This window comes from Pseudomonas sp. FG36 (assembly GCF_057809275.1).
Window position 1 is genome coordinate 88,892 of sequence record NZ_JBMDJQ010000005.1, and the last position, 24,861, is coordinate 113,752.

The 24,861-nt window shown below is 60.0% G+C and carries 26 protein-coding genes and 1 tRNA gene; 17 read left to right on the forward strand and 10 right to left on the reverse strand.

What is annotated here, in order from left to right; genetic code table 11:
- Positions 1-47: 47 nt before the first annotated feature.
- Positions 48-1,271, forward strand: coding sequence for a methyltransferase (locus ACODS9_RS06375; RefSeq protein ID WP_489093526.1), 1,224 nt, complete (start codon positions 48-50; stop codon positions 1,269-1,271).
- A 225-nt stretch (positions 1,272-1,496) separates the two neighbouring features.
- Here ACODS9_RS06375 and mdtI read toward each other — a convergent pair whose 3' ends face one another.
- Together mdtI and ACODS9_RS06385 are read right to left on the reverse strand one after the other, a co-directional pair.
- Positions 1,497-1,814 carry a multidrug/spermidine efflux SMR transporter subunit MdtI gene (mdtI, locus tag ACODS9_RS06380; protein ID WP_023629978.1) on the reverse strand — a complete coding sequence of 106 codons (318 nt, stop codon included), beginning with the start codon at positions 1,812-1,814 and terminating at the stop codon, positions 1,497-1,499.
- Positions 1,808-2,167, reverse strand: a complete 360-nt coding sequence (locus tag ACODS9_RS06385; RefSeq protein ID WP_023629979.1) for a multidrug/spermidine efflux SMR transporter subunit MdtJ — start codon at positions 2,165-2,167, stop codon at positions 1,808-1,810. Before ACODS9_RS06385 ends, mdtI begins: the two co-directional genes overlap by 7 nt.
- Before the next feature lie 457 nt (positions 2,168-2,624).
- Here ACODS9_RS06385 and ACODS9_RS06390 point away from each other — a divergent pair, with 457 nt between their 5' ends.
- The 14 genes from ACODS9_RS06390 to ACODS9_RS06455 all read left to right on the forward strand — a co-directional run bounded on the left by ACODS9_RS06390 (position 2,625) and on the right by ACODS9_RS06455 (position 13,936).
- Entirely contained in the window at positions 2,625-3,203 is a 579-nt protein-coding gene (locus tag ACODS9_RS06390; RefSeq protein ID WP_038706991.1) for a hypothetical protein, read from the forward strand.
- Positions 3,204-3,212: 9 nt separating this feature from the next.
- Positions 3,213-3,419: a helix-turn-helix domain-containing protein gene (locus tag ACODS9_RS06395; protein WP_023629980.1), complete on the forward strand. Its 207-nt coding sequence runs from the start codon at positions 3,213-3,215 to the stop codon at positions 3,417-3,419.
- Positions 3,420-3,437: 18 nt separating this feature from the next.
- A complete protein-coding gene (locus ACODS9_RS06400) occupies positions 3,438-3,824 on the forward strand; it encodes a hypothetical protein (protein WP_046853791.1) in 387 nt (128 codons plus the stop codon).
- A 22-nt stretch (positions 3,825-3,846) separates the two neighbouring features.
- Positions 3,847-4,098: a hypothetical protein gene (locus tag ACODS9_RS06405; RefSeq protein WP_371918090.1), complete on the forward strand. Its 252-nt coding sequence runs from the start codon at positions 3,847-3,849 to the stop codon at positions 4,096-4,098.
- Between the two features lie 98 nt (positions 4,099-4,196).
- Positions 4,197-4,272, forward strand: a tRNA-Thr gene (locus tag ACODS9_RS06410).
- Between the two features lie 163 nt (positions 4,273-4,435).
- On the forward strand, positions 4,436-5,755 hold the full coding sequence (locus tag ACODS9_RS06415) for a tyrosine-type recombinase/integrase (RefSeq protein WP_242810006.1): 1,320 nt from the start codon (positions 4,436-4,438) through the stop codon (positions 5,753-5,755).
- A gap of 929 nt (positions 5,756-6,684) precedes the next feature.
- The gene (locus tag ACODS9_RS06420; RefSeq protein WP_489093527.1) at positions 6,685-7,665 is read left to right on the forward strand and encodes an integrase domain-containing protein; all 981 of its coding nucleotides are present in this window, start codon (positions 6,685-6,687) and stop codon (positions 7,663-7,665) included.
- Positions 7,662-7,949, forward strand: coding sequence for a hypothetical protein (locus ACODS9_RS06425; RefSeq protein ID WP_489093528.1), 288 nt, complete (start codon positions 7,662-7,664; stop codon positions 7,947-7,949). The genes ACODS9_RS06420 and ACODS9_RS06425 overlap by 4 nt, the downstream gene beginning before the upstream one ends.
- Positions 7,950-8,161: 212 nt before the next feature.
- Positions 8,162-9,034 (forward strand): hypothetical protein, encoded by an 873-nt coding sequence (locus tag ACODS9_RS06430; RefSeq protein ID WP_489093529.1) that lies wholly within the window; start codon positions 8,162-8,164, stop codon positions 9,032-9,034.
- Positions 9,035-9,228: 194 nt separating this feature from the next.
- The gene (locus ACODS9_RS06435) at positions 9,229-11,259 is read left to right on the forward strand and encodes a hypothetical protein (RefSeq protein WP_242810003.1); all 2,031 of its coding nucleotides are present in this window, start codon (positions 9,229-9,231) and stop codon (positions 11,257-11,259) included.
- A 550-nt stretch (positions 11,260-11,809) separates the two neighbouring features.
- On the forward strand, positions 11,810-12,955 hold the full coding sequence (gene nirK / locus ACODS9_RS06440; protein ID WP_489093530.1) for a copper-containing nitrite reductase: 1,146 nt from the start codon (positions 11,810-11,812) through the stop codon (positions 12,953-12,955).
- A gap of 78 nt (positions 12,956-13,033) precedes the next feature.
- On the forward strand, positions 13,034-13,246 hold the full coding sequence (locus tag ACODS9_RS06445; protein ID WP_489093531.1) for a DUF3079 domain-containing protein: 213 nt from the start codon (positions 13,034-13,036) through the stop codon (positions 13,244-13,246).
- A gap of 83 nt (positions 13,247-13,329) precedes the next feature.
- Positions 13,330-13,578: a type II toxin-antitoxin system Phd/YefM family antitoxin gene (locus tag ACODS9_RS06450; protein ID WP_367857662.1), complete on the forward strand. Its 249-nt coding sequence runs from the start codon at positions 13,330-13,332 to the stop codon at positions 13,576-13,578.
- 10 nt (positions 13,579-13,588) lie between these two features.
- The gene (locus tag ACODS9_RS06455; protein WP_367857661.1) at positions 13,589-13,936 is read left to right on the forward strand and encodes a type II toxin-antitoxin system RelE/ParE family toxin; all 348 of its coding nucleotides are present in this window, start codon (positions 13,589-13,591) and stop codon (positions 13,934-13,936) included.
- Positions 13,937-14,041: 105 nt separating this feature from the next.
- Here the strand turns inward: ACODS9_RS06455 and ACODS9_RS06460 are convergent, their stop codons facing one another.
- Positions 14,042-16,336, reverse strand: coding sequence for a TonB-dependent siderophore receptor (locus ACODS9_RS06460; protein ID WP_367857660.1), 2,295 nt, complete (start codon positions 16,334-16,336; stop codon positions 14,042-14,044).
- A 141-nt stretch (positions 16,337-16,477) separates the two neighbouring features.
- Here ACODS9_RS06460 and ACODS9_RS06465 point away from each other — a divergent pair, with 141 nt between their 5' ends.
- Together ACODS9_RS06465 and ACODS9_RS06470 are read left to right on the forward strand one after the other, a co-directional pair.
- Complete coding sequence (locus ACODS9_RS06465; RefSeq protein ID WP_489093532.1) at positions 16,478-17,197, forward strand: response regulator; 720 nt, start codon at positions 16,478-16,480, stop codon at positions 17,195-17,197.
- Position 17,198: 1 nt separating this feature from the next.
- Positions 17,199-18,578, forward strand: a complete 1,380-nt coding sequence (locus tag ACODS9_RS06470) for an ATP-binding protein (RefSeq protein WP_489093533.1) — start codon at positions 17,199-17,201, stop codon at positions 18,576-18,578.
- Here ACODS9_RS06470 and ACODS9_RS06475 read toward each other — a convergent pair whose 3' ends face one another.
- The 7 genes from ACODS9_RS06475 to ACODS9_RS06505 all read right to left on the reverse strand — a co-directional run bounded on the left by ACODS9_RS06475 (position 18,579) and on the right by ACODS9_RS06505 (position 24,842).
- The gene (locus ACODS9_RS06475) at positions 18,579-18,992 is read right to left on the reverse strand and encodes a type II toxin-antitoxin system HicB family antitoxin (protein WP_094010983.1); all 414 of its coding nucleotides are present in this window, start codon (positions 18,990-18,992) and stop codon (positions 18,579-18,581) included.
- Between the two features lie 16 nt (positions 18,993-19,008).
- The gene (locus ACODS9_RS06480) at positions 19,009-19,200 is read right to left on the reverse strand and encodes a type II toxin-antitoxin system HicA family toxin (RefSeq protein ID WP_102681827.1); all 192 of its coding nucleotides are present in this window, start codon (positions 19,198-19,200) and stop codon (positions 19,009-19,011) included.
- Positions 19,201-19,379: 179 nt separating this feature from the next.
- Positions 19,380-19,925 carry a phosphonate degradation HD-domain oxygenase gene (locus ACODS9_RS06485; RefSeq protein WP_489093534.1) on the reverse strand — a complete coding sequence of 182 codons (546 nt, stop codon included), beginning with the start codon at positions 19,923-19,925 and terminating at the stop codon, positions 19,380-19,382.
- A gap of 83 nt (positions 19,926-20,008) precedes the next feature.
- Positions 20,009-21,031: a putative 2-aminoethylphosphonate ABC transporter substrate-binding protein gene (locus tag ACODS9_RS06490; protein WP_489093535.1), complete on the reverse strand. Its 1,023-nt coding sequence runs from the start codon at positions 21,029-21,031 to the stop codon at positions 20,009-20,011.
- Between the two features lie 30 nt (positions 21,032-21,061).
- Complete coding sequence (locus tag ACODS9_RS06495) at positions 21,062-22,786, reverse strand: putative 2-aminoethylphosphonate ABC transporter permease subunit (RefSeq protein WP_401107212.1); 1,725 nt, start codon at positions 22,784-22,786, stop codon at positions 21,062-21,064.
- A gap of 1 nt (position 22,787) precedes the next feature.
- Positions 22,788-23,846 (reverse strand): putative 2-aminoethylphosphonate ABC transporter ATP-binding protein, encoded by a 1,059-nt coding sequence (locus ACODS9_RS06500; protein WP_489093536.1) that lies wholly within the window; start codon positions 23,844-23,846, stop codon positions 22,788-22,790.
- Between the two features lie 126 nt (positions 23,847-23,972).
- Positions 23,973-24,842 (reverse strand): LysR family transcriptional regulator, encoded by an 870-nt coding sequence (locus tag ACODS9_RS06505; protein ID WP_139674305.1) that lies wholly within the window; start codon positions 24,840-24,842, stop codon positions 23,973-23,975.
- Positions 24,843-24,861 lie beyond the last annotated feature (19 nt).

Consider the following 24,861-nt stretch of genomic DNA (forward strand, 5'->3'; position numbering starts at 1 on the left):
CATCGGGGCCGCTTGGCGGCCCCTGTCGATAGCGCTGCGGTGCCTGCATGCCGACCACGCCTTACCTCCACGACCAGCACCTGCTCGAGCGCTTCCAGGCTCTCGACCACTTCCTGCTGCAGCACCAGCAGCTGTGGCGCCCGCGCCCGTTCAACCACTTGCGCCTGGATTGGGAAGACGAGCACGCCGAGCTGTCCTGCTGGCTGCGCCAACGTACCCTTGAGCAAGCCGAAGCCCCCGAGCAACCTGCGGCCCCGGCCCCATTTCCACAACTGGCCGCACAGGCGCAGGCACTGTCCGTCGTCGGCGAGCTGCCCGATGCCGGCTTGCACCCCGCCGGCCACCGTCTCGACGTCAACGTCCCCGGCCGCAAGTGGCAGCAGATCGAAGCCTTCAGCCGCCGCCTGGCGTTCAGCCAGCCTGCGCGGCACTGGCTCGACTGGTGCTCCGGCAAAGGCCACCTGGGCAGGCGCCTGCTGCAACCCGGTCAGCAGCTGACCTGCCTGGAGTACGACGCCGAGCTGGTCAGCGCCGGCAAGGCTCTGAGCGAACATCACCACCTGGCTGCCACCCATGTCCAGCAGGACGTCATGGCCATGGACAGCGCCCGGCATCTGGATGGCGGCAAGAGCGCGGTCGCCCTGCACGCCTGCGGCGACCTGCATGTGCGGCTGCTGCAACTGGCAAGCCAGCAGGGATGCCGACAGATCGCCGTCGCGCCCTGCTGCTACAACCGCATCCAGGGCAAGCGCTATCAGCCGCTCTCCGGCGACGCCCAGGCCTCGGCCCTGGCATTGACCCAGGAAGACCTGGGCCTGCCGCTGAGCGAAGCAGTCACCTCCAGCCAGCGCACCCGCCGCCAGCGCGACCAGTCCATGGCCCGCCGCCTCGGGTTCGACCTGCTGCAGCGCCAGCAACGGGACGTGGACGAATACCTGCCCACTCCTTCGCTGCCGGTCAGCTGGCTGGCTAAGCCTTTCGAGCACTACTGTCGCGACCTGGCCGAGCTCAAGCAGCTGACGATCAACGGCCAACCCGACTGGGTCGCCCTGGAGGCAGCCGGCCAGCAACGCCTGGCCCAGGTACGCAACCTCGAACAGGTACGCAACCTGTTCCGCCGCCCCCTGGAGATGTGGCTGGTGCTCGATCGCGCCCTGTTCCTGCAGGAGCAAGGCTATAAGGTACGCCTGGGCGTGTTCTGCGATTACCCGCTGACCCCGCGCAACCTGTTGTTGCTGGGTGAACGCGACGCCACGCCGCAGCGCGGTTGACAGCCTGTGGATAACTCTGTGTACAAGCTTGTGATGAAAATCGCGAAATCTTGGATCCGTGGGCTATTTGCGCTGCTTTGCTTATTCCGTCATGGGCCTCAAAGCCAGTAAAAACAGGCCTTTGCGCAAAGACCGGTGGTAGCCCCTGTCGGCATGCCTTTCGCGCAAGCGGCCAATGCCACTTGTGCATAAGCAATTTTGCCAAGCGCTTTGGAAGGGCAGTTGTCAAGCCAGTTTGAGCAAGCCCATGCCTACCAGCAGCAACGCAAGCCCCAACCAACCACGCCCGGCCAGACGCTGACCGAACAAGGCCCAGCCCATGGCCACGGTGGCAAGGATGCCAAAGCCGCCCCAGATGGCGTAGGCCAGCGACAGGTCGATGTCCTTAACCGCCTGCGCCAGCGCGGTGAACGCCGCCAGCACGCAGAGGATCGAGGCCAGGCCCAGGCCTTTGCGGCGGAAACCGTCGGAATACTTGAGCAGCAGGTTGGCCAGTACCTCCAGCACGATGGCCAGGCCCAGCCAGGCAAATGGAATCAACATGGCACGGCCTCCCCTTCACGCTCGACGGGCTTGGCGCGGGTACCGGCCTTGACCAGCAGGATGCCGGCGATCATCACCGCCAGGCCCAGGGCCTTGGTCCAGCCCAGGCTTTCGCCAAGCCAGAGCACACTGATCAAGGTGATCAGCACGATACCGAAACCTTCCCACAGCGCGTAGGCCACACCCACCGGCACGCGCTTGACCGCCAGGGCCAGGAAGAAATACGACAGACAGATCATGACGTACATGACGGCATGCCCCATCACGGGGAAATGAGTGGCGGCGAGTTTCATCGACGCCGTGCCGATCACTTCGAAGGTGATGGCGACAATCAGGTAGATCCAGGAACGCATGGTGCCCTCCCATGGGCGACAGCGGCCGAGCGCACAGGCATCGGCGCCAGACAGAGACGTTTACGGCTGTAAAGGGAGGGTGGCGCTAGAGGTCGCCGGTCCAGTGACGTTCACGGGAGACCAGGCGGGAGGAGGAGAGGAGCTTGAAAGCTTTACTGTTCAACATAATGAACACAAGATTAGCTTAGCTGATCGATTTAGTCAAAATGATAGGTTGAGACTAATTATTTCTCGGGAAAAATGGACTTTTCAAAAGAAACCCCCGTAAAGCTTGCTGAAAGCTTCGTAAATTATAATCCCCACGCTGTCTTTGCAGGAGCCGGCTTGCCCCGCGATCACCAGCAAGGCCCCCCCTGCGACAAACCGTCGCCATCGAGGCAAACTAAAAATTAATTATTGTTTTACGATAATTATTCAAGAATAATCCGCTCCGTTCATCACTGTACGGAGGCACCCCATGAACAGTAGATCCGTGGCCTATGCGCGTTCGCGCCTACGCACCATCGGCGCATTCGCCGCCTACCTGGCCTGGACAACCGCGGTCGTCGAGCTGACCATCACGCCCTTGCTCTTCATCTTCGACTTCCCCGAGATTTTCAACGGCTACCTGCAAGCCTACGGCGACCAGATGCCGCTCCTGCTCGAACCCGGCTACCAGGCATCCCCCCTGGCCGTCGGCCTGGTACTGGCGGTGGACATGATTCCCACGCTGATTTCCGTTGTGGCCCTCGGCCTGACCGGCCTGTTCTTCCACCGCCTCTCGCGTGGGCAGACCTGGACCTCGGCCAATATCAAATTGCTGTGGTGGGTCGGCCTGCTGTGCATCTTCACCCCACTGCTGTGGCCGGTGACCTACACCTTGCAAGGCCTGGCCCTGGCCATCGACCTGCCGGCCGGGGAAAGGAGCTTCAGCTTCTCGATCGGTGTATCATCGCAGGCTGTCTACGAGATCATGAAAGGCATCCTGCTGTGTGCCTTCTCGCTGCTCATGCGTGACGCCAAGACCATCAGCGATGAACACAACTGTTATGTCTGACTGCTTCCTATGCCGATAATCATCCGCCTCGACGTCGTCATGGCCCGGAACAAGATGCGTTCCAAGGACCTGGCGGAAATCATCGGTATCACGGAAGCGAACCTGTCGCTGCTGAAGAACGGCAAGATCAAGGGTTTCAAGATCGAGACCCTGGAGAAGCTGTGTCGCGCCCTGAACTGCCAGCCCGGCGATTTGCTGGAGTTCAGCGACGAATGATCAAGGACTGCAACACCCATGGCACTTTTCCACAATGGTCTGGCCGCCCTCGTGCTGGCCTGCCTGGCCTTGGCCCTGACCGGCTGCGGCCCGAGCTACACCTATAGATACTCACCACCGCCCAGCGCGCATGGCATGAACTGCATCAACAGCTGTTCGACGGAGCGCAACCACTGCCAGCAGATGGCCCGCCTGCAGGACAACAGCGAACGTGCGCTGTACCAGGCCGAGATGAGGGCCTACCAGTACTGCCAGAACGGCAAGAGCAAGAAGGAAGCGCGTCACAGTTGCCACTACCCGAGCTACCCCTTCAATACGGGGAGCAGCTACAGTTGCGGCAATGATTACGACTCCTGCTACATGGCCTGCGGCGGCACCATCCAGCGCATCCTGAACAAAGACTGATCCCGGAACGGACTCGAACATCGTGAAACACACCAAGCCTTTCGCCCTGCTGACCCTCGCCCTGGCCATGACCGGCTGCGCCAACAGCCTGCCAAGCAGCAAGCCGGCCCCGTTGAACTGGAACATGCCCGGCATGCAGCTGGGCGGTGACCGCGGCCTGCCCCTGCACAACGCCGACGGCAGCTGCCGCAAGCGCGGCTGCGACAACGGCAAGCTGTTCTTCAACCCCGGCCAGCCCGAGCCAAGCGTCAACTCCATCCACCGCGGCTGGTAGGAAAATTCTCCTTTCAGTTCGGTGACTTAGGGTTTTGTGCGCTGGATGCAACGAAGTGGTTTACAGCGCCGAATCCATCGCTATAATGACGCCCCTGTGCCGGTATAGCTCAGATGGTAGAGCAACTGACTTGTAATCAGTAGGTCCCGGGTTCGATTCCTGGTGCCGGCACCATTCAAGGTTCCATAGAAAGCTTTCAAAATCTCTGGAACCCCCGAAAAACCCGCCTTCTGGCGGGTTTTTTCGTTTTGGCGTTCCGTCGGATTCCGAGGGTAGCCAGCGCTAATAAGGGTAGTTTTAAGGATAGAGGTCCGTTTCGATATCGGAGACTACCCTTATGGCCCGCACCACTGCCCCGCTTACAGATACCGCCTGTCGCACGGCAAAGCCCAGAGAGCGCGAGTACAAGCTCTTCGACGGCGACGGTCTTTACCTGCTTGTGCAACCCAACGGCCGCAAAGGCTGGCGGCTCAGGTACGTTAAACCCGATGGCCGCGAAGGCCTGACCGCTCTCGGCAGTTATCCGGTGGTCGGGCTGGGCGACGCACGCCGCAAGCGTTTCGAGATCAAGCAGCAGCTCGCCAACGGCATAGACCCCATCCAGTACAAGCAACAAACCAAGACCCAGGCCGTGATCAATGGGCGGACCTTCGAAAGCGTTGCGCTCGACTGGCATGCGAGCATGGTGCCGAAGTGGGCGCCCGGCCACGCCAAGACTGTACTTAGCCGATTGAGGACTCACGTGTTCCCTTTGATCGGTGCCAGAGCAATCGTTGAGTTGGACACCCACGACCTCATGCAGCCACTGGAAGCCGTGACGAAGCGCGGCACCATCGACGTGGCGCTCAGGGTCAAGAACTACCTGCAAAGCATCATGCGCGAAGCCAAACGGCTGCGACTGATCACGGCGAACCCAGCTCACGACCTCGATGGCTCGATCAAGACACCACGGGTAACTCACAGACCAGCACTACCCTTATCGAGGCTGCCAGAGCTACTGGCATGCATTGAGGATTACAGAGGTCGCCCGCTCACGCGGCTCACGGTGATGCTGTCGTTGCATGTATTCGTACGCTCCAGTGAACTGCGCTTCGCCCGTTGGAATGAGTTCGACCTCAAGCGCGGAATTTGGGAGATCCCCGACACCCGCCCGGCGCTGGACGGTGTGCCGTTTTCCACAAGAGGTACGAAGATGGCCGGGGACATTCACGTTGTACCCTTATCGCCGCAGGCAGTGGCCTTGCTTGAGCAGATCCACACGATCACCGGCAAGTTCGAGCTGGTGTTCGCGGGGGATGCCAAACCGTGGAAACCGATGTCCGAGAACACGGTGAATGCCGCGCTCAGGACGATGGGCTACGACACCAAGGTGGATATCTGCGGCCACGGGTTCCGAGCCATGGCGTGCAGTGCGCTGGTCGAGTCCGGGTTGTGGTCGGAGACGGCTATCGAGCGGCAGATGAGCCACAAGGAGCGCAACAACGTGCGCGCCGCCTATACCCACAAGGCCGAGTTCCTCGAAGAGCGCCGGATGATCATGACCTGGTGGAGCCGGTTTCTGGAGGCGAACCGTGAGGACCATGTGACGCCGCATGAGTTTGCCAAGCAGACGGGCGAGAACGTCACGCGCCTTCGCAGTGCCAAGAGGACCGAGTAACCCGCCGCAACACCACCTCAACTCGCTGTGAAGTTACCCACAGCACCGCATGAAGCTCCTCCACGCGGGTCCTTTCAAACGGGGCTGCAAAGCCGCCCCGTTTGAAAGGACCATACTTAAGAAAAAAACTGCTGGCACAGCGTACGTCTGTGGAAAACCACAGATGTCAACCGGGGGATAGTTTTATCCACAGGCGCTAAATCCCTGAAATCTCTTTGCTTGACGAATATTGTCCACAGACGTAGACCGGAAGTCGCAAGAGCTGTCGATGACAGCAACCCAGGTGACCCGAACCTTAAAGGTCACGCCGCTCTGGCGGTGGTTCTCCCCAAGGGCGATTCGCATCCGGCAGCTCGCCCGGTCACTACCCAGGTGATGGATGCTCTTACACATATGGCGCTCGTGTGCCAGATACACCGTACCTCGCTGCCCTGCAGCAACCTATCCGCTTGGCCGACTATTGCGCCAACCTGTGCCCGTCTCTTTCTTCTGGAAAGAGACGGGCACTTCTACCACTGCTGCAGCCCTGATCGCACAAGGCTTTGCGGCATTCCCCCTCGTGACAATCGGCGTGACAAACGCCGATGTCACCAGCAACAGCGCTGTAGATGATGGTGCCGCAGACCAAGGAATGGACTGCACCTGACTGACAGTCAGGCATGCCCCGGTCATCGCACTGCTGCGTTCACCCGGCTCAGGATCTTCAGGCGCTGGTTTAGTCAGCCAGCACTGCCTCCACCCGCCCACCGGCAACGGTGTTCAGGAGGCCAGATCATGAGATGCCCTAGCTCCCGGACGTAAGGAGCCGCCAGTCCCGCGTAGTGGACGTTCCCCACAGGTCGCAGGGGCCTTGATCCCTGATAACACTCAGCATTCTTGGCGGGATGACGTGGGGCGAGGATCGGAGATCGGACGATGAGGTGACCGACATGGCATTGGTGGGTAGACGCGATGGCCGCAATTTCGGCTACGGCAGGCAACTGAGCTACGCAGGACCGCAGGCGCTGAAAGACATGTTTGGCGGCGGCCACTACGGCACGGTAAAGGCACACTGTGATCGGTGGCAGGCATTCGTGAAGTGGTGCCGCTCAGAACAGGGGCCCGGTATCAATGATGCGCGGCAGATTGATCGCAAGGTGGTGGGCGACTATGCGGCGTATCTTCGCGACATGGTCGGGCGCGGTGACCTCGCCGTCAGCACCGCACAAAATCGGCTAACCAGCGTTAACAGGACCATGGCGGCGCTTCGCGGTGATCAGTACGTTAAGTTGCCAAGTCCGAGCAAGGCGTTGGGTATGCAGCGCACCGGGGTCCGGCATTTAGTGCCGCAGGGCCAAGACCGTGCGCAGGTGAAGCAGATCGTCGATGCGCTTTGCCGCCAACATCAGTTGCGGGCTGCAGCGATCATTCTGTTGGCGCGAGCCACCGGCATGCGCTTGCGTGAGGCCATCTTGGCTGACCTGCCACGGCTTATCCGTGAGGCTGAAGCCTACGGCAAGATCAACATCCAGGATGGCACCAAAGGTGGCCGCGCCGGTGCCTCGGCACCCCGCTGGATTGCGGTGGACGAATATGTTCAAAGCGCGCTTGGATTTGCACAGCGGGTGTCGCCCGGAAGCAGCCGCAACCTGGTTGCACCACATGAAAGCTACGTGAATGCTCTGCAAGAAATCATCCGCCCTGCGCGGGGCGTCCTGCATGCACACAACCTCAAAGGCTTCCATGAGCTACGAGCCGCGTACGCATGTGAGCGCTACGAGCAGATCACCCTACATCTTGCACCTATCAACGGTGGTGAATGTTACCAGTTGAATCGACGCCTTGATCGTGAGGCGCGGAAGCAAGTCAGCTATGAGCTGGGGCACCGTCGGATCGATGTGGTCGCCTCCTATATCGGAGGACGGACATGAGTAAGCCATTCGATATGGAGCTGTTCTTGGCTGGCGTGCTGATTGGTTCGCACGCAACGCAGCAACGCCATGTGCGCCAGGCGAAGATGACTCAGGTTGCTATCGCAGAGCGCTGGCAGCGGGAAAACCCTTGGGCTTGGCAAAAGAAGCATCTGGTGTGGTTCCTTGAGAATCGCTTGAGCGAACACAGTCAGGCAACACAGTATTACTACGTGCTGACGGCCCGACTGTTAGCTCGACGTCTAGGAACGTCATGGGTTTTCAAGCTCTTGAAGAGGACCTGATCCAGAGAATCATGATCGGCTGTAATCGGCCATTAGCGGTCATGCGGAGGGCAGTTACGCAACAGGAAGCAATCCGCTCGATTGATCCTGTGAGGCAGCGTGATCAACTCAACAATGATGATTGTCAGTAGCGAGTGTGCCGAGATAGGCTCGCCCTTCGAAGCTCATCGCCGTTGATGGGGTATCACATCGAAGAAGGGACGCGAGGATTAATGACTTCAATCATATGCTGGAATAACAAAAACGAAGATTGGTACCCAGGTCTCTGGGCTGTTGCAGACTCTAAGGTCTCAAGTGACGCAGGCACAATGACGGATAGCCTGCAAAAATTATTTGTTCTACCAGTGAATATATATCAGGGTGAAGACAAGGTAACTCGAGCGCATTCTCATAAAATCTTGAGTATTTGTTACGGGTTTGCGGGCAGCACACTCATCGGCACTAGCGTAAAAGACATCTTGGCGTTGTGCTTGGACAACCTGACCGAGATGAATTATTACGACGAGAGCGGCGACGTATCTAAGTCAATTGAAGAGCGAATCCCAAGCATTGAGGAGATTGCTAAATTAACGCAGAAAATAGCACAAAAATATCTGCTAGCTATGGGAGCTTACCATCCGAATAATGCTCGCTGTGAAATAGTAATTTTCGGCTTCTGCAAAAAACACAACGACTCTAAAATATATGTCCTAAAGAACTCTCCAGAACAGCCAGCAAAAATTAGTTTTGAAGAGAAAAATGTTTCGGGTGGAGAATACGTGATTTTGGGAGACCGGAAGGAGGATGTTCGAAAAGAGATTGAACGCAAAAATAAAATATGCGCAGAAGAGCAATATTGGAAAGGTAGAGCGCCGATTATTGCATTGCAGCAAATAATTAAAAACTCCTCATCATCAACAATTGGCGGGCACGCTCAGATTTGCATCGCAAATAGGTTCGTTTCTCGCACCATGTATATTTCGGATGTTACCGGCGAAAAGCTCCTTCTTCTTGGATTTGATATGCTTAGCGACTTCGGAAGTTTAGGTGGTTTTTCCATCTCATTTAACCCAACCATGGCAATTGAAGAGCGTTTGATTGAATAATAGTTGATTCATCTTAGATTGGCTGCCGGTACAGGTTGCTGCCTAACGCGAACGGCTGCAGAGGGCCGACTGCAGCCCTCCGTAAGCGGAGCGATCGGCCAATCAAAACTGTTTGCATAAGCAGGGTGATTTATAGTGACGTACTTTACACTAAAGCAAACAGAAACCTACAACTAAATAGTGAGATATGAAAATTGCTGAGTTTCAAAGAAAAAGTAAGAACTAAAGAAATTCTTGGCCCTACTGATCGAAAATTTACATTGGCATTGTGGCAGGCGGAATGGGAAAAGGTAAAAGCTCATAGTGCTCACGATCAGCTTTTTTTTGAGGCGGGTAAGGTTTTTCATACAATTTTCAGCGAAATTCGAGCGGTGCTCGCATCACTTTACAATGACAAGGCTCCCGCTATATCGCGAACAACACACCTAGAGTTGCTTAGCGCAATATCCAATCGAGATATCGCAGTATTAAAAGGCATACAGCGAACAGGTATCAGGGCAGGACAAAATATTCACAGTGTTTTGAGCAAAGCAAATCGATATGAGTCTGAAATATCACTAGAGGAAATTGCTCACGGTGCTGTTGATGGGGTTGAGCTCGCTATCCTGGGAAGCATTAAAGCCATCAAGCAAAGCCCTCTAATTCCGCCTGGAAAAACTCCTATTTCTATTCTGGAATTCGCTGGAATGGAGGCCGAACTTTCGCAATTGTATGGCTTATACGATCAATATTGGAAAGCTCTCTTATGGGGGGACTACGAGTTTTTCGTGCAGGATACCGATCAGAGTATTTATGAGATTCGCCAGCTCTCTACTGATAGAGAGGTGTCTTATGAGCTAACAAGCTTGCGCAAAAACAGACTTGGCATGCAGTCTATTATGCTTCATAGCAATCCAGCCATTGTCAAACTTAACGATAATGATAAATATATTTTACCAGTGGGAGCTGGAAAGAAAAAATCGCTCAAGATATCTAAATTGACTCACGCCTCAGATGAAATAAGATTCTTTAACTCAAAAATAAAAAGCGAGATACTTTTCCTAGCTGATGACTTTCCAGATAGTCTTATCGAGAACCAACTACCTGCTGGCTTCTCAATCAAGGAAGCCTTGGATGTTTTAAGACTGCTCATATTGTTATCCAAACAATTCCAAAATAAATACCCAGAAGACAACAGTGTCTACAACCACAAAAAACTCGCAGAATTTAGCTCCAAGGCCAGCAAACAGGACTTGTTACTGGCGATAATCAAGGCATCAGGAATCAAGTACGCCAAAGCCAAGCTCATACTAGATTTCATAATTTTCAACGACCAGACCAGGGATTTATGGAGCCATCCGATTCTGGAAGTATCACACGACAAATTAATATTTTTAACCAGTGCATTATCATCTCCGGTTTTAGTTCGAGTTGTCGAGCATTGGCTTGCAGAGCTTGAAGTGGAGCTCACGATAAAAGGCACACATTACGAAGAGGTATCTTTGATTGAGATAAATCAAAATTTGCTCTCTAATAAATTCTTGCCTCATCCTATTTCAGCATTTTCAAAACGATTAAAACTTAAATCAGGAGCAGAGGAGGAAATTGATTTAATCTTAAACCTTGGAAAAGTAATATTGATCGGAGAGGCTAAGTCCATTGTAACCACGGACTCTTCAATCTCCTATCACCGTACATATAGCACATTAAAAGGAGCTGCCGACCAAGCAAAAAGAAAATCTCTTTTCTTCTCAAGCAATATCGAAGAAATATTTGATTCCTTTGGCTGGGCTTATGATCCTAGCATCGAATACCAGTCACTTCCAGTAGTACTAAACAGCAATAAAATTCATTCTGGCTTCCCCGTCAATTGTGTTCCAGTTGTGGATGAGCAAATTCTAGCCAGATATTTTAGCTCAAATACATTTCCATTAATATCAGTAAAACGCGAAGGTAAATTTCATCATCTGGCGTGGTTTAAGCTGTACGAGAACTACGAAGAACTACTAAATAATATCAGCTCCTACCTATTGCACCCTCCGCAACTTTCTGAAGGCCGCGAAAGCCTTATTTATAAAACCATGAGAATACCTCAGCTGAATGAATTTTCGCCAAAAATACAATACACCAGATTGGTGCCTGGCGATTTCCCTATAGAGCGCAAACTATATAAACACTACGAACTCCCCCTTCATGTAAGCGACGATGTCATGAGTGAGATTATGGAAATGGCCGCAGTCATTTAGAGTTAAAAGTCAGTAGCGATTATCCTCTTCACGGTGGCTGATCTTTATTAGCGGAAGTGCTCAGTGCTTGAGATATAAGAGTCCGAACGCCAGTAATTGGGCGCGTGGAGCCCTAAAGTGTCCGCTTTTGACCGACAGCCACCATCTGGCAACGGTAATCTTTCATCGTTGGCTGTCGCTTACCGTAGTTGGAGCACGAGCCCCCGGTTTTAGGAACGCATGAGAGGCAGCCATGCACGGAGTGTGATCGCTCCCATTCTGGCTTTCCGCCCTCTATCAATGCTTAGAAAGCCCCAGGTGCCGGGATAGTTTTAGAGATAGACGAATCATCACATAAAAATAAAAGACCTATAAATCAGATAGTTAAATACTTTTTCGACTCCTGGTGCGCACCATCCTCAAAAGCCTCGACGAATGTCGGGGCTTTTTCGTTTCCGCTCCTGCGACACATTGTCCACCCTCTCCACTTCTTGTTTTCGCTCAATAAACCCTACTTTCAAAGCGGCTATTCCTGTGCCCGACGACTTTCGTCGACTTAAGGAGAAGTCCCATGAACGAGCAAGAAGGCGTGTCCCTGACCCGGCGTGGCATGCTTGCCGGCACTGTGTTGCTGGGCGTCGGTGCCTCGGCGCTTGGCAGTGGCCTGGCCCAGGCCGCGACCGCTTCGCCCGCCGCCGACCCGGTGCCTGACCTGGCGAAACTGGAGCGGGTGAGCGTAGAACTGGTGGCGCCGCCGCAGGTGCACCCCCACAGCCAGCGCGCTCCCGGCAAGCCGCGCATTGTCGAGTTTCGAATGGTCATCGAGGAGAAGGAACTGGCTGTCGACAGCGCCGGCGCCTATATCCACGCCATGACCTTCAACGGCTCGGTGCCCGGCCCGCTGATGGTGGTGCACGAGGGCGACTACGTGGAGCTCACGCTGGTCAACCCGGCCAGCAACAGCATGATGCACAACATCGACTTCCACGCCTCCACCGGCGCCCTCGGCGGCGGTGAGTTGACCCATGTGAAGCCGGGCGAGCAGGTGGTGCTGCGCTTCAAGGCCGACCGTGCCGGGGTGTTCGTGTATCACTGCGCGCCGGGCGGGGCGATGATTCCCTGGCATGTGGTGTGCGGCATGAACGGCGCGATCATGGTGCTGCCCCGTGACGGCCTGAAAGACCCCGAGGGCCGCCCGTTGCAGTACGACAAGGCCTGGTACATCGGCGAGCAGGACTACTACATCCCCCGCGACAAGGACGGCAAGTACAAGCGCTACGCCAACCCCATGGCCAGCTTCGGTGACATGAGCCAGCTGATGAAGGGGCTGGTGCCCAGCCATGTGGTGTTCAACGGCAGCGTCGGCGCCCTGACCGGCAAGCAGGCGCTCACCGCCAAGGTGGGCGAGACCGTGCTGATCGTTCATTCCCAGGCCAACCGTGATACCCGCCCGCACCTGATCGGCGGGCACGGCGACTACGTCTGGGCCTCGGGCAAGTTCGCCAACCCGCCGCAGCGCAACCTGGAGACCTGGTTCATCCCCGGCGGCGCGGCGGGGGCGGCGTTGTACACCTTCCGCCAGCCCGGCCTGTACACCTACCTCAACCACAACCTGATCGAGGCGGTAATGCTCGGCGCCGCCGCGCATGTGCAGGTGGAGGGGCAGTGGAATGACGACCTGATGAAACAGGTGCAGGCACCTGGGCCGATCCGCTAGCGGTATTGATCCGCATCAAGCCACTTGGCCATGCGCGGCATAGCCTGAGCGCAGGCATCCACTTCATGGAGGGAGACCATGGCCAAGCGATTTCCCACGAACCCCAGCCATCCCGAACGGATCTGCTGGGGCTGCGACCTGTACTGCCCGGCCAAGGCGCTGGCCTGCGGCAATGGTGCGGACCGGACCATGCACCCGGTGGAGTTGTTCGGCGAGGATTGGGAACAGCTCGAAGATCGGCTAGGTCAGCCCATATCGGAACGCCAGGATCTACAGCAAGACAAGCAGTAGTGACTCGAAGCGCGCTGACGCACGGTCTTGATTCAGTCTGAATTTGGACTACGATGCATGTCATTGCATTCGAGGACACTCAGATGAGAGTCGAAACCATCAGCTACCTCAAGCGCCACGCTGCAGATCTCGATCTGGAAGAGCCCATGGTGGTTACCCAGAATGGCACCCCTGCCTATGTGATCGAGTCCTATGCTGATCGCAAGCGTCGCGACGAAGCCATCGCCCTGATCAAGCTCCTGGCCATGGGGTCACACGAGTACGCGCAAGGCAAACATAGCTCTGCGGGCGATCTCAAGGCGCGTCTTTCCAGGAAGTTCGCCGAGGATTAAGCGACAGCGCATGGTCAAGCCAAGTATTCGATTCACCGACTCCGCGTCCCAAAGCCTTGAGGACCAGATTCATCATCTGGCTATCTATAACGGCACCCCTGCAGCACTCGAAACGATCACACGGCTGATCGATGCCATTGAGCGAAAGCTCTCGATGGCGCCCATCGCCTACCCCATCAGCCCTCAGGCCAGCGAGCTAGGCGTAATCCATTACCGAGAACTCAATCTCGAAGGGTATCGCGTGTTCTACGAGATCGTGGAGGACGGGCGCGTGGTGGCCGTGGAACTGGTGGTGAGGCAGAAGCAAAGCATCGAGCAGGCGCTTGTCCGTTACTGCCTCATCTATCCACTGGCCTGAACCTACATAGTTGCTTGATTGCCAACCAGGGCTGCTCATGCAGCCCTTCGCGGACAAGCCGGCTCCCACAGGGTTGGACTTCCTGCTCCAGCCTCATCGCAGACATCAGAACGCCGTGCTCACCGTCACCGCCAGGTTGCGCGGGTCGCCATAGATTGCCCCGGCATAGAACCCGTAACGGGTGTAGTAATGCTTGTCGAACAGGTTGTTGGCGTTGAGGCTGACGCTGGTGTCGTCGGTCAGCTGGTACTTGGCCATGGCGTTCCAGATCGCATAGCCCGACCAGTTGACGTCGGTTGCGCTGCGGCTGACGCCGTTGCTCGGTTGCCCGGCAGGGGTGGACACCGCGCGGATGTTGCTTTGCGCGGTCACGCCAGCGCCCAGGGTCAGGCGGTCCAGCGGGCCAGACAGGCGATAAGTGGTCGAGGCCTTGAACAGGTGCGAGGGGTCGCTGCGCCCGTCGCTGTCCAGTCGGCGGAAGTGCAGGTAGGTGTAGCCGGCATAGACGTTCCAGTTCGGGGTCAGGGCGCCGGCGACTTCCAGGTCGATACCGTCGGTTTCCTGGCCGGAACCGGCCTTGTAGGCAGTGGCGCCGGTCGGCGTCAGCAGGTCGCCATCCATCACCGCCTTGTTTTCCTGCCTGGTGCGGAAGTAGGCCGCGGACGCGTTCAGGCGACCATCGAACCATTCACCCTTGATCCCGGTTTCGTAGCTCTGGCCACGAATCGGCTCGACCTTGGTGCCGCTGGCGCTCTCTTCGGTCTGCGGGTTGAAGATGTCGGTGTAGCTGGCGTACAGCGAGTAGTTGTCGTCGAGGTCGTACACCGCGCCCAGGTAAGGGGTGACGATGCCGTTGTTCTGCTGGTTGCTGCGCGTACCGTTGACGCTGACGGTAGTGGCCGAATAGTCGGTGCTGCGCACACCGAGGATGAGCGACAGGGGGTCGGTGACGCTCAGGCGGGTGGCGGCATACATGCCCTGCAAACGGGTGGTGGTCTTGCTGTGCAGGCCGGTTTTCGAGGCCAGCATGGCGTAGTCGTCGTCCACGCCGTCTAGCCAGTTGCCCAGCCCCAGGCCATTGTTCGCCCGGAACTGGCAACCCACGCCGCTGTTCACTGCCTTGCCGCCGCCTACCATGCTGCAGGTGTACTGCGGTGACCAGGCCACGGTGCGGCTGTCGTTGTAGCCGACCATCGCCTGATGGGTGCGCCCGAACAGCTGGAATGGGCCGGACAGGTCGATCTGCGCCGATTGCTGGGTGGTGTCGGTGGAGCTGTGCAGACCGTTGAGCACCGCGCCGCTGCCGTCCTGGTTCCAGTAGCCGCCGTAGACGCCACGGCCGGACGAGTTGACCTTGGCCAGGCCACGGTGGTTGAGCGCTTCGCCGCTGCTCTGGGCAACCTTCAGGTCCAGGCTCCAGTCGTTGTCGAAACGGTGTGCCAGCGAGCCGAAGGCGGTGCGGGTGATGTACTCGCCAAAGCTCCAGCTGGGTACCACGTTGGTGCTGCGCGGCAGGTCGGTCTTGCTTCCGTCGCCGTACCAGATCGGGATGTTGGCGCCCCAGCCGCCGCCGACCACTTTGCTGTACTCATACTGGTAGCCGGCACCCAGGGTGGTGGCATCGTCCAGGTCGAATTCGAAGTTGGCCAGGGCCGCGCGGGAGCGTTCGGACTGGTTGTCGCGGAACGAGCCGGCGTCCTGCTGGGTCATGACCAGGCGCGAACGCAGGCGGCCGTCCTCGGACAGCGGCAGGTTCAGGTCGGCACCGAGGCGGCGCTTGTCCCAGCTGCCGTAGGTGGCGTAGGCGCTGCCGCCGAAGGTCCGGGTCGGCGCCTTGCGGATCAGGTTGACGGTAGCCGAAGGGTCGCCGGTGCCACCGAGCAGGCCGTTGGCGCCACGGACGATGTCGATGCGTTCGTACAGGTCCATGTTCAGCGCGTTGCCGCCGCCACTGAAGTCCGAACCGCCGGGGAACTGCAAACCGTCGATCTTCCAGTTGCTGATCGAGTAGCCACGGGCGCGGAAGTCGGTGCGCCCGCCCACTTCCATCTTGCTCATGCTCACGCCCGGCGTGGTGTCCAGGGCCTGCTCGAGGGTGTGGATATCACGGTCTTCCATTTGCTGGCGGGTAATGCTGGTGACCGACTGTGGCGTCTGCCGAGGTGTCAGCTGCAAGCCCGTGGAGCTGCGTGTGTTCTGCACGGTGTAGCCGATCTGGCCGCTGTCGTCAGCCAGCGGCAGCGCACTGCTGTCGATGTTGGTGGCGCCCAGTTCCAGCACCGGGCCGTCAGCGAAGGCGGTGCCGCTAAGCCCGAGGGCCACGAAGAAGGCAAGCGGGGAGAGGCGACTGCCGCCTCGGACCAAGGGGGTTGTGTCAGTCATGATGCTCTTGCATACCATTTGGGAAGGCTTCGTATTCGCAGATGATTTTTTGTTACGATTCTAGGCATCTGCCCCTTCGGCTCCATGGACGGCATGTACGGGGATGTAATCGAACGTAATGAGCCTCACGGTTCCCCTTTGCACAGGTACCCCAAAACCATGAGCACGACCTTGCTGGTCGTCGACGATGACGACGAGATCCGCGAACTTCTCTGCGATTACCTGGCGCAAGCCGGCTACGAGGTATGTGCCGCCGCCAACGGCGAGCAGATGCGCGAACAACTGGCCCGGCACAAGGTCGACCTGGTGGTACTCGACCTGATGCTGCCCGGCGAGGACGGCCTGAGCCTGTGCCGGCAGTTGCAGGCGCAGCCGGGCTTGGCGGTGGTGATGCTGTCGGCCAGGGGCAGCACCCTGGACCGCATCATCGGCCTGGAAGTAGGCGCCGACGATTACCTGGCCAAACCCTTCGAGCCGCGCGAACTGGTCGCCCGGATCAAGGCTGTGCTGCGACGCCCCCAGCGCCTGGAGGCAGAACCCGAGGCGTCGACCAGCGAGGCACAACTGTTTGCAGGCTTGCGTCTCGATCACGTCAAACGGTTGCTCGTTCACCCGGACGGCCAAGCCTTCAACCTGCCACGCTCCGACTACCGCGTGCTGCGTGAACTGCTGGACGCCAACAACCGCGTGGTCTCGAGGGACCACCTGACACGCAGCGCGTTCGGCCGCGACCATCTGCCCGATGACCGCTCGGTAGACATGTGCATCAGCCGCCTGCGCCAACAACTGCGCCGGGCACCAGGCCAAGGCGTGCAGATCCTCACCATCCGCAACGAAGGTTATCTGCTGAGCCTGGCCCGCGAAGCGTTGGGCGCCTGAGGTGCGACTGCTTCGCCGGCTGTGGCCGCGCACGCTGTTCGGCCAACTGCTGCTGATCATGATCAGTGGCACCCTGGTGATCCAGTTGATGTCCAGCAGCATCTGGTTCGACGTACGCTTCGCCCAGGTGCTGGAAGCGCCGGTGCGGTTGATCGCGGCGCGCAGCGCGCCCCTGATCGCCCAGGCCGAGTGCCATGGCACGGCACGCCAGGTACCGAAGCATTACCAGCTGCGTTGCGCCGAAGCGCCGCCCGAGGGTGAGCATGACCAACGGCGAGGCTGGCGGCGCATCGAGCTGTTGCTGCATCAGGCACTGGCCTATGAACTGGGGGGCGATGCGCGGCCGAGGTTGCTCAAGGTCCGGCTCACTGACGAACTGGGCCAGCCTATCGTCTGGCGCAGCCTGTTCGGCTTGCGCACCGCCCAGGCGCATATCGAGTTTGCCGTGCCCCTCGCCGATGGCCACTGGCTGGTCATCGATGGCCAGGAGTTGCAGGGCTGGAGCGGCGAGTCGGCGTGGGTGCTGATCAGCGACTACCTGCTGCGGGTCTATGCCCTGCGCATCGCCGCCGTGCTTGTGGTGTGCCTGGTGGCGGTACGCTTGTGCCTGCGCCCGCTGCGCCGCCTGGCCGATGCCGCCCGTGGCCTGGGTGGCAATCTGGAGCAGGCGCCGTTGCCGCTGGAAGGCCCCGAGGAGGTGCGGCACGCCGCCCAAGCCTTCAATGCCATGCAGCAACGGCTGATCCGCATGGTCAACGACAAGGCCTACTTCCTCGCCGCCGTGTCCCATGACCTGCGTACGCCGCTGACGCGCATGCGCCTGCGCCTGGAACGGCTGGAGGACAGCGAACACAAGGAACGCCTGCGCCAGAACATCGCGCAGATGGACGGCATGATCGGCCAGGTGCTCGACTACTTGCGGGCGGGCGAGCAGCAGAACCTGCAAACGGTCGACCTCGACCGTCTGGTGGCACGCCAATGCGCGGATTTGGCCAGCGCCGAAGAGCCCTTGCCGATCCATGGCCAGGTGGGCCTGGCCCAGGTAGACGCTCTGCTGCTGCAGCGGTGCCTGCAAAACCTGTTGGTCAATGCCCTGCGCTATGCCAGGGAGGTCGCGGTGGTGCTGGAAAGCACGCCATCCGATGCTTACATCCACATCGACGATCGCGGCCCGGGCATCGACCCGGGCTTGCTGGCGACTGTCACCGAGCCTTTCGTGCGCGGCGAGGGCTCACGCAACCAGGCCTCTGGCGGCTATGGGCTGGGGCTGAGCATCGCCCAGCGCATCGTTGCCAGCCATGGCGGCGAACTGCAGCTGATGAACCGCCAAGGGGGCGGGTTGCGGGTCAGCGTGCGATTGCCCAAGGGCAAAATCGCCTGATCATTTGCCGTCACCCTGCAGGATCCTGAGCGCCGCCTCGGCCAGGAAGCCCGAACGGCTCTTGTGCTCCGGGTGGTTCTGTACGTAGCTGTCGATGCGGGTGAGCAGGTACGCCGGCAAGGTGATGTTGAGCTTCTCGGCCTTGCCCAGGTAGCGGGTGATGTCGATATCGATCAATGCCCAGGTGCAGCCGGCATAGGCGGGATTGGCCGCATGCACGCCGACCTTGCTGGCCCTGGGGATTTCCTGCTGGTCCTGGGCCAGCAGTTCGAGGTGGCCTTCGATCGCTTCACGCGCCATGGCGATGGCGTTGTCGAGGTCTTCGCCCGCCGAAAAGCAGCCGGGGATATCCGGGACTTCCACGCCCCAGGCGTGCTGGTCGTCACCGGGGAGGATCGCGATAGGGAACAACATGGTGATGGTCTCCTCGTCAGCTGGCGTAGCTGATGCGTGCCTGGCGCAGAATGCTGGCCGCAGTCGCGGGCAGCAGGTCTTTCTTGGGATGCGGGATGGTGACCAGCCCGGCTTTTTCAGGATGCTTGAAATGATGGTGGCTGCCTTTGGAGCGCACCAGATACCAGCCATCCGCCTCGATCACAGCAATCATTTCACGGCTGTTCATTCACCCATTCCTTGGGCCGGCCGATCGGTGGTTAGTATAACCACCAAAAGACAATTATCAACACCATACCCACCGTTACGACAAGCGGGCTACCAGGAGGAGAAGTATGGGGAGAGGAACGGTGCAAGGACCGGGAGAAGTAATGCGGGATCTTGCAGCAGGGAGAATCGCCAGATTGTTCAGAGCACGGCCAATGCCTTTGCCTTCAACACTTGCATATCAATCACCGGCACCCCGACCCGCTTGGCCATCTCGTCCCACTCGCGCAAGCGCAGGCTGACCCCGAACAACGGGTCGGCCTCGAACGCATCGGCTTCGGCATCGTTCATCATCCCACCCTGGTACGCCAAGGTGCGTCGGCTGGCTTCACTCAAACGGTCGTAGTATCCGGGCTGGCGCAAGGTCAGGTAGCGCTTGGCCTCGACGTGGTACTGCACCAGCCTGGCCAGCCGCTCGCTGAAACCACACCGGCGCAAATATTCGGCACCAATGCGCTCATGGCTGACGACGCCATAACCGCCCATGTCCTCGCCCTCGCACAGGTGGCCGATGTCATGGAAGAAGGCGGCCAGGATCACTTCGTCGTCGTAGCCTTCGGCCATGGCCAGCTGGGCTGCCTGTGACATGTGCTCGATCTGGGTGATGGCCTCGCCGATATAGTCGGCGTTGCCATGGCGCTCGTACAGGGCGAAGGTGTCGTCGATGATCCGGGAAGAAGTTGGCATTGCGTGGGCTCCTGCGTTGCCTGGTCTGACGCCATCGCGGGGCAGCTTGAGTATAGAAGCCGGCTTGCCCCGCGATGAGGGCCTTACTGCTGGGCGACTTTCTCCGACTTGCCGTCGTAGCGCTTGCGCCACTCAGCGAGAATCTGGTCGCGGTTCTTCGAGGCCCAGGCGAAGTCGTTCTTGATCAGGCGCTGCTCATAGTCGGCCGGCAGTTCGGTCTGCGGCTTGGCGATACCGGGGGCGGCGAGCACGGCGAAGTTCTCCTTGTACAGCTCCATGGCGGCAGGGCTGGCGGAGAAGTCGGCCAGGCGCTTGGCGGCATCGGCTTTCGGCGAGCCCTTGATCACCGCCGTGGCCTCGATCTCCCAGCCCAGGCCCTCCTTGGGCAGGACGATGTCCAGCGGTGCGCCCTGGCGCTTGAGCTGCACGGCCGGGTACTCGAACGAGATGCCGATCGGGAATTCACCTGCCGCCGCCAGCTTGCATGGCTTGGAGCCGGAATGAACGTACTGGCCGATGTTCTGGTGCAGTGCGTCCATGTAGGCCCAGCCCTGAGGCTCGCCGTATGTCTGCAGCCAGGCGCTCACATCGAGGAAGCCCGTACCGGACGAGGCCGGGTTGGGCATGACGATCTTGCCCTTGTACTCAGGCTTGGTCAGGTCCTGCCAGCTCACCGGCTTGCTCAGGCCCTGCTTCTCGGCCTCGACGGTATTGAAGCAGATCGTCGCGGCCCACACGTCCATGCCTACCCAGGCCGGCGGATTGGCGGCGTCGCGGTAGTTGGGCGAGATCTTGCCCAGATCCTTCGGCGCATAGGCTTCGAGCATGCCGCTCTGGTCGAGGATGGCCAGGCTGGAGGCCGCCAGGCCCCACACGGCGTCAGCCTGTGGGCGCTCTTTTTCGGCCAGCAGCTTGGCGGTGATGATGCCGGTGGAGTCGCGCACCCATTTGATCTCGATGTCCGGGTTGGCCTTCTCGAAGGCCTGCTTGTAGCTCTTGAGCTGCTCGGCCTCCAGGGCGGTGTAGACGGTCAGCTGGGTCGCGGCCGAAGCCTGCAGGCTGAACACGGCGGATACGGCAGCGGCAAGTGCGAGGGGCTTGAACATGATGCGGTTCCTATCGGTGTGGGCAGTCGGTCAATGGCCGGGGGCGCGTTGGCGCCAGGCCTGGGAGCGGCGCAGCAGGCCGCGCGAAGCACCGGCCAACAGCAGGGAGGCGGCGGCGCTGGTCAAGAGGATCAGGGTCGACATGGCAGCGGCGCCGCCAACGTTGCCGGCGTCATCCATGTTCAGCACGGCAACGGCGGCGAGGATGGTGTCGGGGCTGTAGAGGAAGATCGCCGCCGACACCGTGGTCATCGCCGAGACGAACAGGTAGCGGATGATGTCCAGCAGCGCCGGCAGGCAGATCGGCACGGTGACCCGCACGAAGTGCTTGTACAGCGGCGCCTTGAGCGACAGCGCGGCGGCTTCGAACTCACCGTCGAGCTGGCGCAGGGCGGTGGTGGCGGTCATCTGCGCGGTGGTCAGGTAGTGGGCGATGGTGCACACCACCAGCAGCGCCATGCTGCCGTAGAACACGTGCAACGGGTTGCCGTTGAGGTTGAAGAAGAACACATAGCCCAGGCCCAGCACCAGGCCGGGCACCGCCATGGGGATGAAGCTGAGCAGGCGCAGCAGTTGATTGAGCAGGCGCTGGCCTTGGGTCTTCTCCATGAGGTAGGCACCGGTGAAGATCACCACGCTGCCGATCAGCGCGGTGCCGATGGCCATGGTCACGCTGTTGCGATAGGCCAGCCAGCCGCCGCCAGCGGTGTCTTCGAACATGTAGTGCTTGAGCGACAGCGACAGGTTGTACGGCCAGAACTTGACCAGCGACGAGTACACCGCCATGCCGATCACCGCCAGCAGCGCTGCGCACACCAGCAACACGATGGCCAGGTAGCAGCCATCACGCAGCTTCGAAGGCTTGGGTTCGAACACCTGGGCGCGACCGCTCATGGCCTCGCCCTGGCGGCGGCGCAGCCAGGCATCCACGGCAAAACTGAGCAGCGCCGGCACCAGCAGCACCATGCCGATCAGCGCACCGCGGCCGAACTGCTGCTGGCCGACCACTGCCTTGTAGGCTTCCAGCGCCAGCACCTGGTAATCACCACCGACCACTACCGGCACGCCGAAGTCGGTGATGGTCAGAGTGAACACCAGGCAGAACGCCGCGAACACCGCCTGACGCGTGGCCGGCCAGGTGATGCTGAAGAATGCCCGGACCGGCCCCGCGCCCATGCTCGAAGCGGCATCGAACAGCCGTGCGTCGGCCAGTGACAGCGCCGAGAGCAGGATCATCAACGCATGGGGGAAGGTGTAGATGGCCTCGCCAAGCACGATGCCCCAGAAACCGTAGATGTTGTCGCTGAGCAGCCCGCGCAGCAGGCCCTGGTTACCGAACAGATAGACCAGCGCGATCGCCGGCAGCATCGACGGCGCCAGCAACGGCAACAGCGAAATGCCGCGCCACACCCCCTTGGCCGGGATCAGCGTGCGTTGCAAGGCATAGGCGAACAGATAGGCCAGCGGCACAACGATGGCGGCAACGGTGAGAGCTACCGACAGGCTGTTGCCGAGCAACCAGTGGAAGTTCGCGCTGGCAAACAGTTCGCGGGCGGCGAGCAGCCCCCCGCCCTGCCCGGCTTCAGCGCTGAAGCCACGCCAGAAGATCGCCAGCAACGGCAGCAGCACCGCCAGCACCAGCAGGCCCAGCAACAGGCTCTTGCCACCGACGACGAACAGTCGGTCCCCCAGGGCGACGCCGTTGCGTGGCCTGTCGTTGCCGTGAGTGAGCGGCAGGGTCATGGGCGCGGCCATCTCAGGCGAACACCTGCAGGCTCTGCGGCGGCAGGGCCACCCAGATGTCCTGCGAACCCAGGCGCGGCATGGCTTCGGGCGCAAGCTCCGCGAGCAGCGCATGGCCCGGCAGGGCTTCGAGCTCGAAGCTCATGCGGCAGCGATTGCCGAGGAAGGTGACTTCCCGAACCTTGGCCGGGAACAGGTTCTCCTCGTGCACCACCGGGTTGACAGTGATCGCCTCGGGCCGGCAGAACAGTCGGCCGCTGCTGGCGGCGCTGGCGTTGTCGGCCAGGCGCATGTGCATGCCGCCGACCTGGGCGTGGTTATTGCTGCTGCGCTGGAACGGCAGCCAGTTGCCCTGGCCGACGAACTCCGCGACGAAGGGTGTCGCCGGCTGGTCGTAGATTTCCTGGGGCGTGGCGTACTGCTCGACCTGGCCGTTGTTCATCACGGCGATGCGGTCGGCCATCAGCATGGCTTCGTCCTGGTTGTGGGTGACCATCAGCGTGGTGATGCCCAACTGGCGTTGCAGCTGGCGCAGCTCGGTGCACAGGTGCTCGCGAACACGGGCGTCGAGGGCCGACATCGGCTCGTCGAGCAGCAGCAGCGAGGGCGACGGCGCCAAGGCGCGGGCCAGGGCGACGCGCTGCTGCTGGCCGCCGGAGAGCTGGCCGGGGTATTTCTTCTCACTGCCGGCCAGGCCCACCAGCTCGAGCATCTCGCTCACCCGCTGGCGCGAGGCCTCGCGGTTGCTACCGGTCAGGCCATAGGCAATGTTGGCTTCGACGGTGAGGTTGGGGAACAGTGCGTAGGACTGGAACAGGATGCCGTAGTCACGAGCCTGGGGCGGCAGCTCGGAGATATCGCGGTCGCCGATGTACAGCGTGCCGCGGTCCTGGCGCTCGAGGCCGGCGATGCAACGCAGCAGGGTGGTCTTGCCGCAGCCCGAGGGACCGAGCAGACACACCAGCTCGCCAGCGGCGATGTCGAGGGACACGTCGTTGAGCGCGGTGAAAGCGCCGAAGCGTTTGTGGATGCCGCGCACTTTCATCTGTGCGCCCGGGGTGACGTGGTTCATGGCAGGTCCTCATCGAAGCGATGGGGGCCATGCTAGGCAGGCTGTGCGAAGGTTCTGTGGCGTTGGGGCAAAAGCCGGTGATAGTGGTATAGGCAGATTTTGTAGTGGCCCCGCGATTGGGTCCTGTCAGAATTGCGATCCAACCACCTCCTGCGCCACCCCCAGGAACGCCGCCGGCAACCGCGCTTGGCGCCGCTCTTTCAGGCAGTACAGGTACTCGTGCATCACCGGTGCGTCGTCCAGCGCCAGCACCCGCAGCTCGGGGTTATGCGGCACCTCATGGCGGGCAATGATGCTGATGCCAATGTTGCGCAGCACCGCCTCGCGGATCGACTCGCGGCTGCCGATCTCCAAGAGCGCCCCGGCCTTCACCCCGGCGTCCTGCATCATCTGCTCGGTGAGCTTGCGGGTGGTGGAGCCCTTTTCGCGCATCAGCAGGCAATGCCCGGCCACCACCTCGATCGACACCGCCTGGCGTTGCGCCAAGGGATGATTGCGGTGCACCGCCAGTACCAGCGGGTCGCTGCCCAGCACCCGGCGCACCAGGCGTGCGTCTTCGAGCAATTGCGACGAGGCCGCGATATCCACCCGGTAGTCCTCGAGCATTTCCAGCACCTGCTGCGAGTTGCCGATCTCCACCGCCACCTCCACCTGCGGCAGGCGCTCGCGGAAGATCTTCACCAGGTCGAGGATGTAGTACGGCGCGGTGGCGGCGATGCGCAGGCTGCCCTGGGCCTGGCCGCTGTTGCGCAACTCGAACTCGATGTCGGCTTCCTGCTGCAGCAGCGCCTTGACCATCGGCAGCAGGCGCACGCCCTCCTCGCTCAACACCAGGCGCCGGCCGCCGCGGTAGAACAACTCGACGTTGTACTGGCCCTCGAGGTTGCGGATCTGCGTGGTCACCGTGGGCTGGCTGAGCCCGAGCTTCTTCGCCGCCAGGGTGATGCTGCCCAGGCGGGCCACCATGTAGAAGGCTTTGAGCTCGGCGCTCAGCATTGGCAGAACCTCTTTTTCA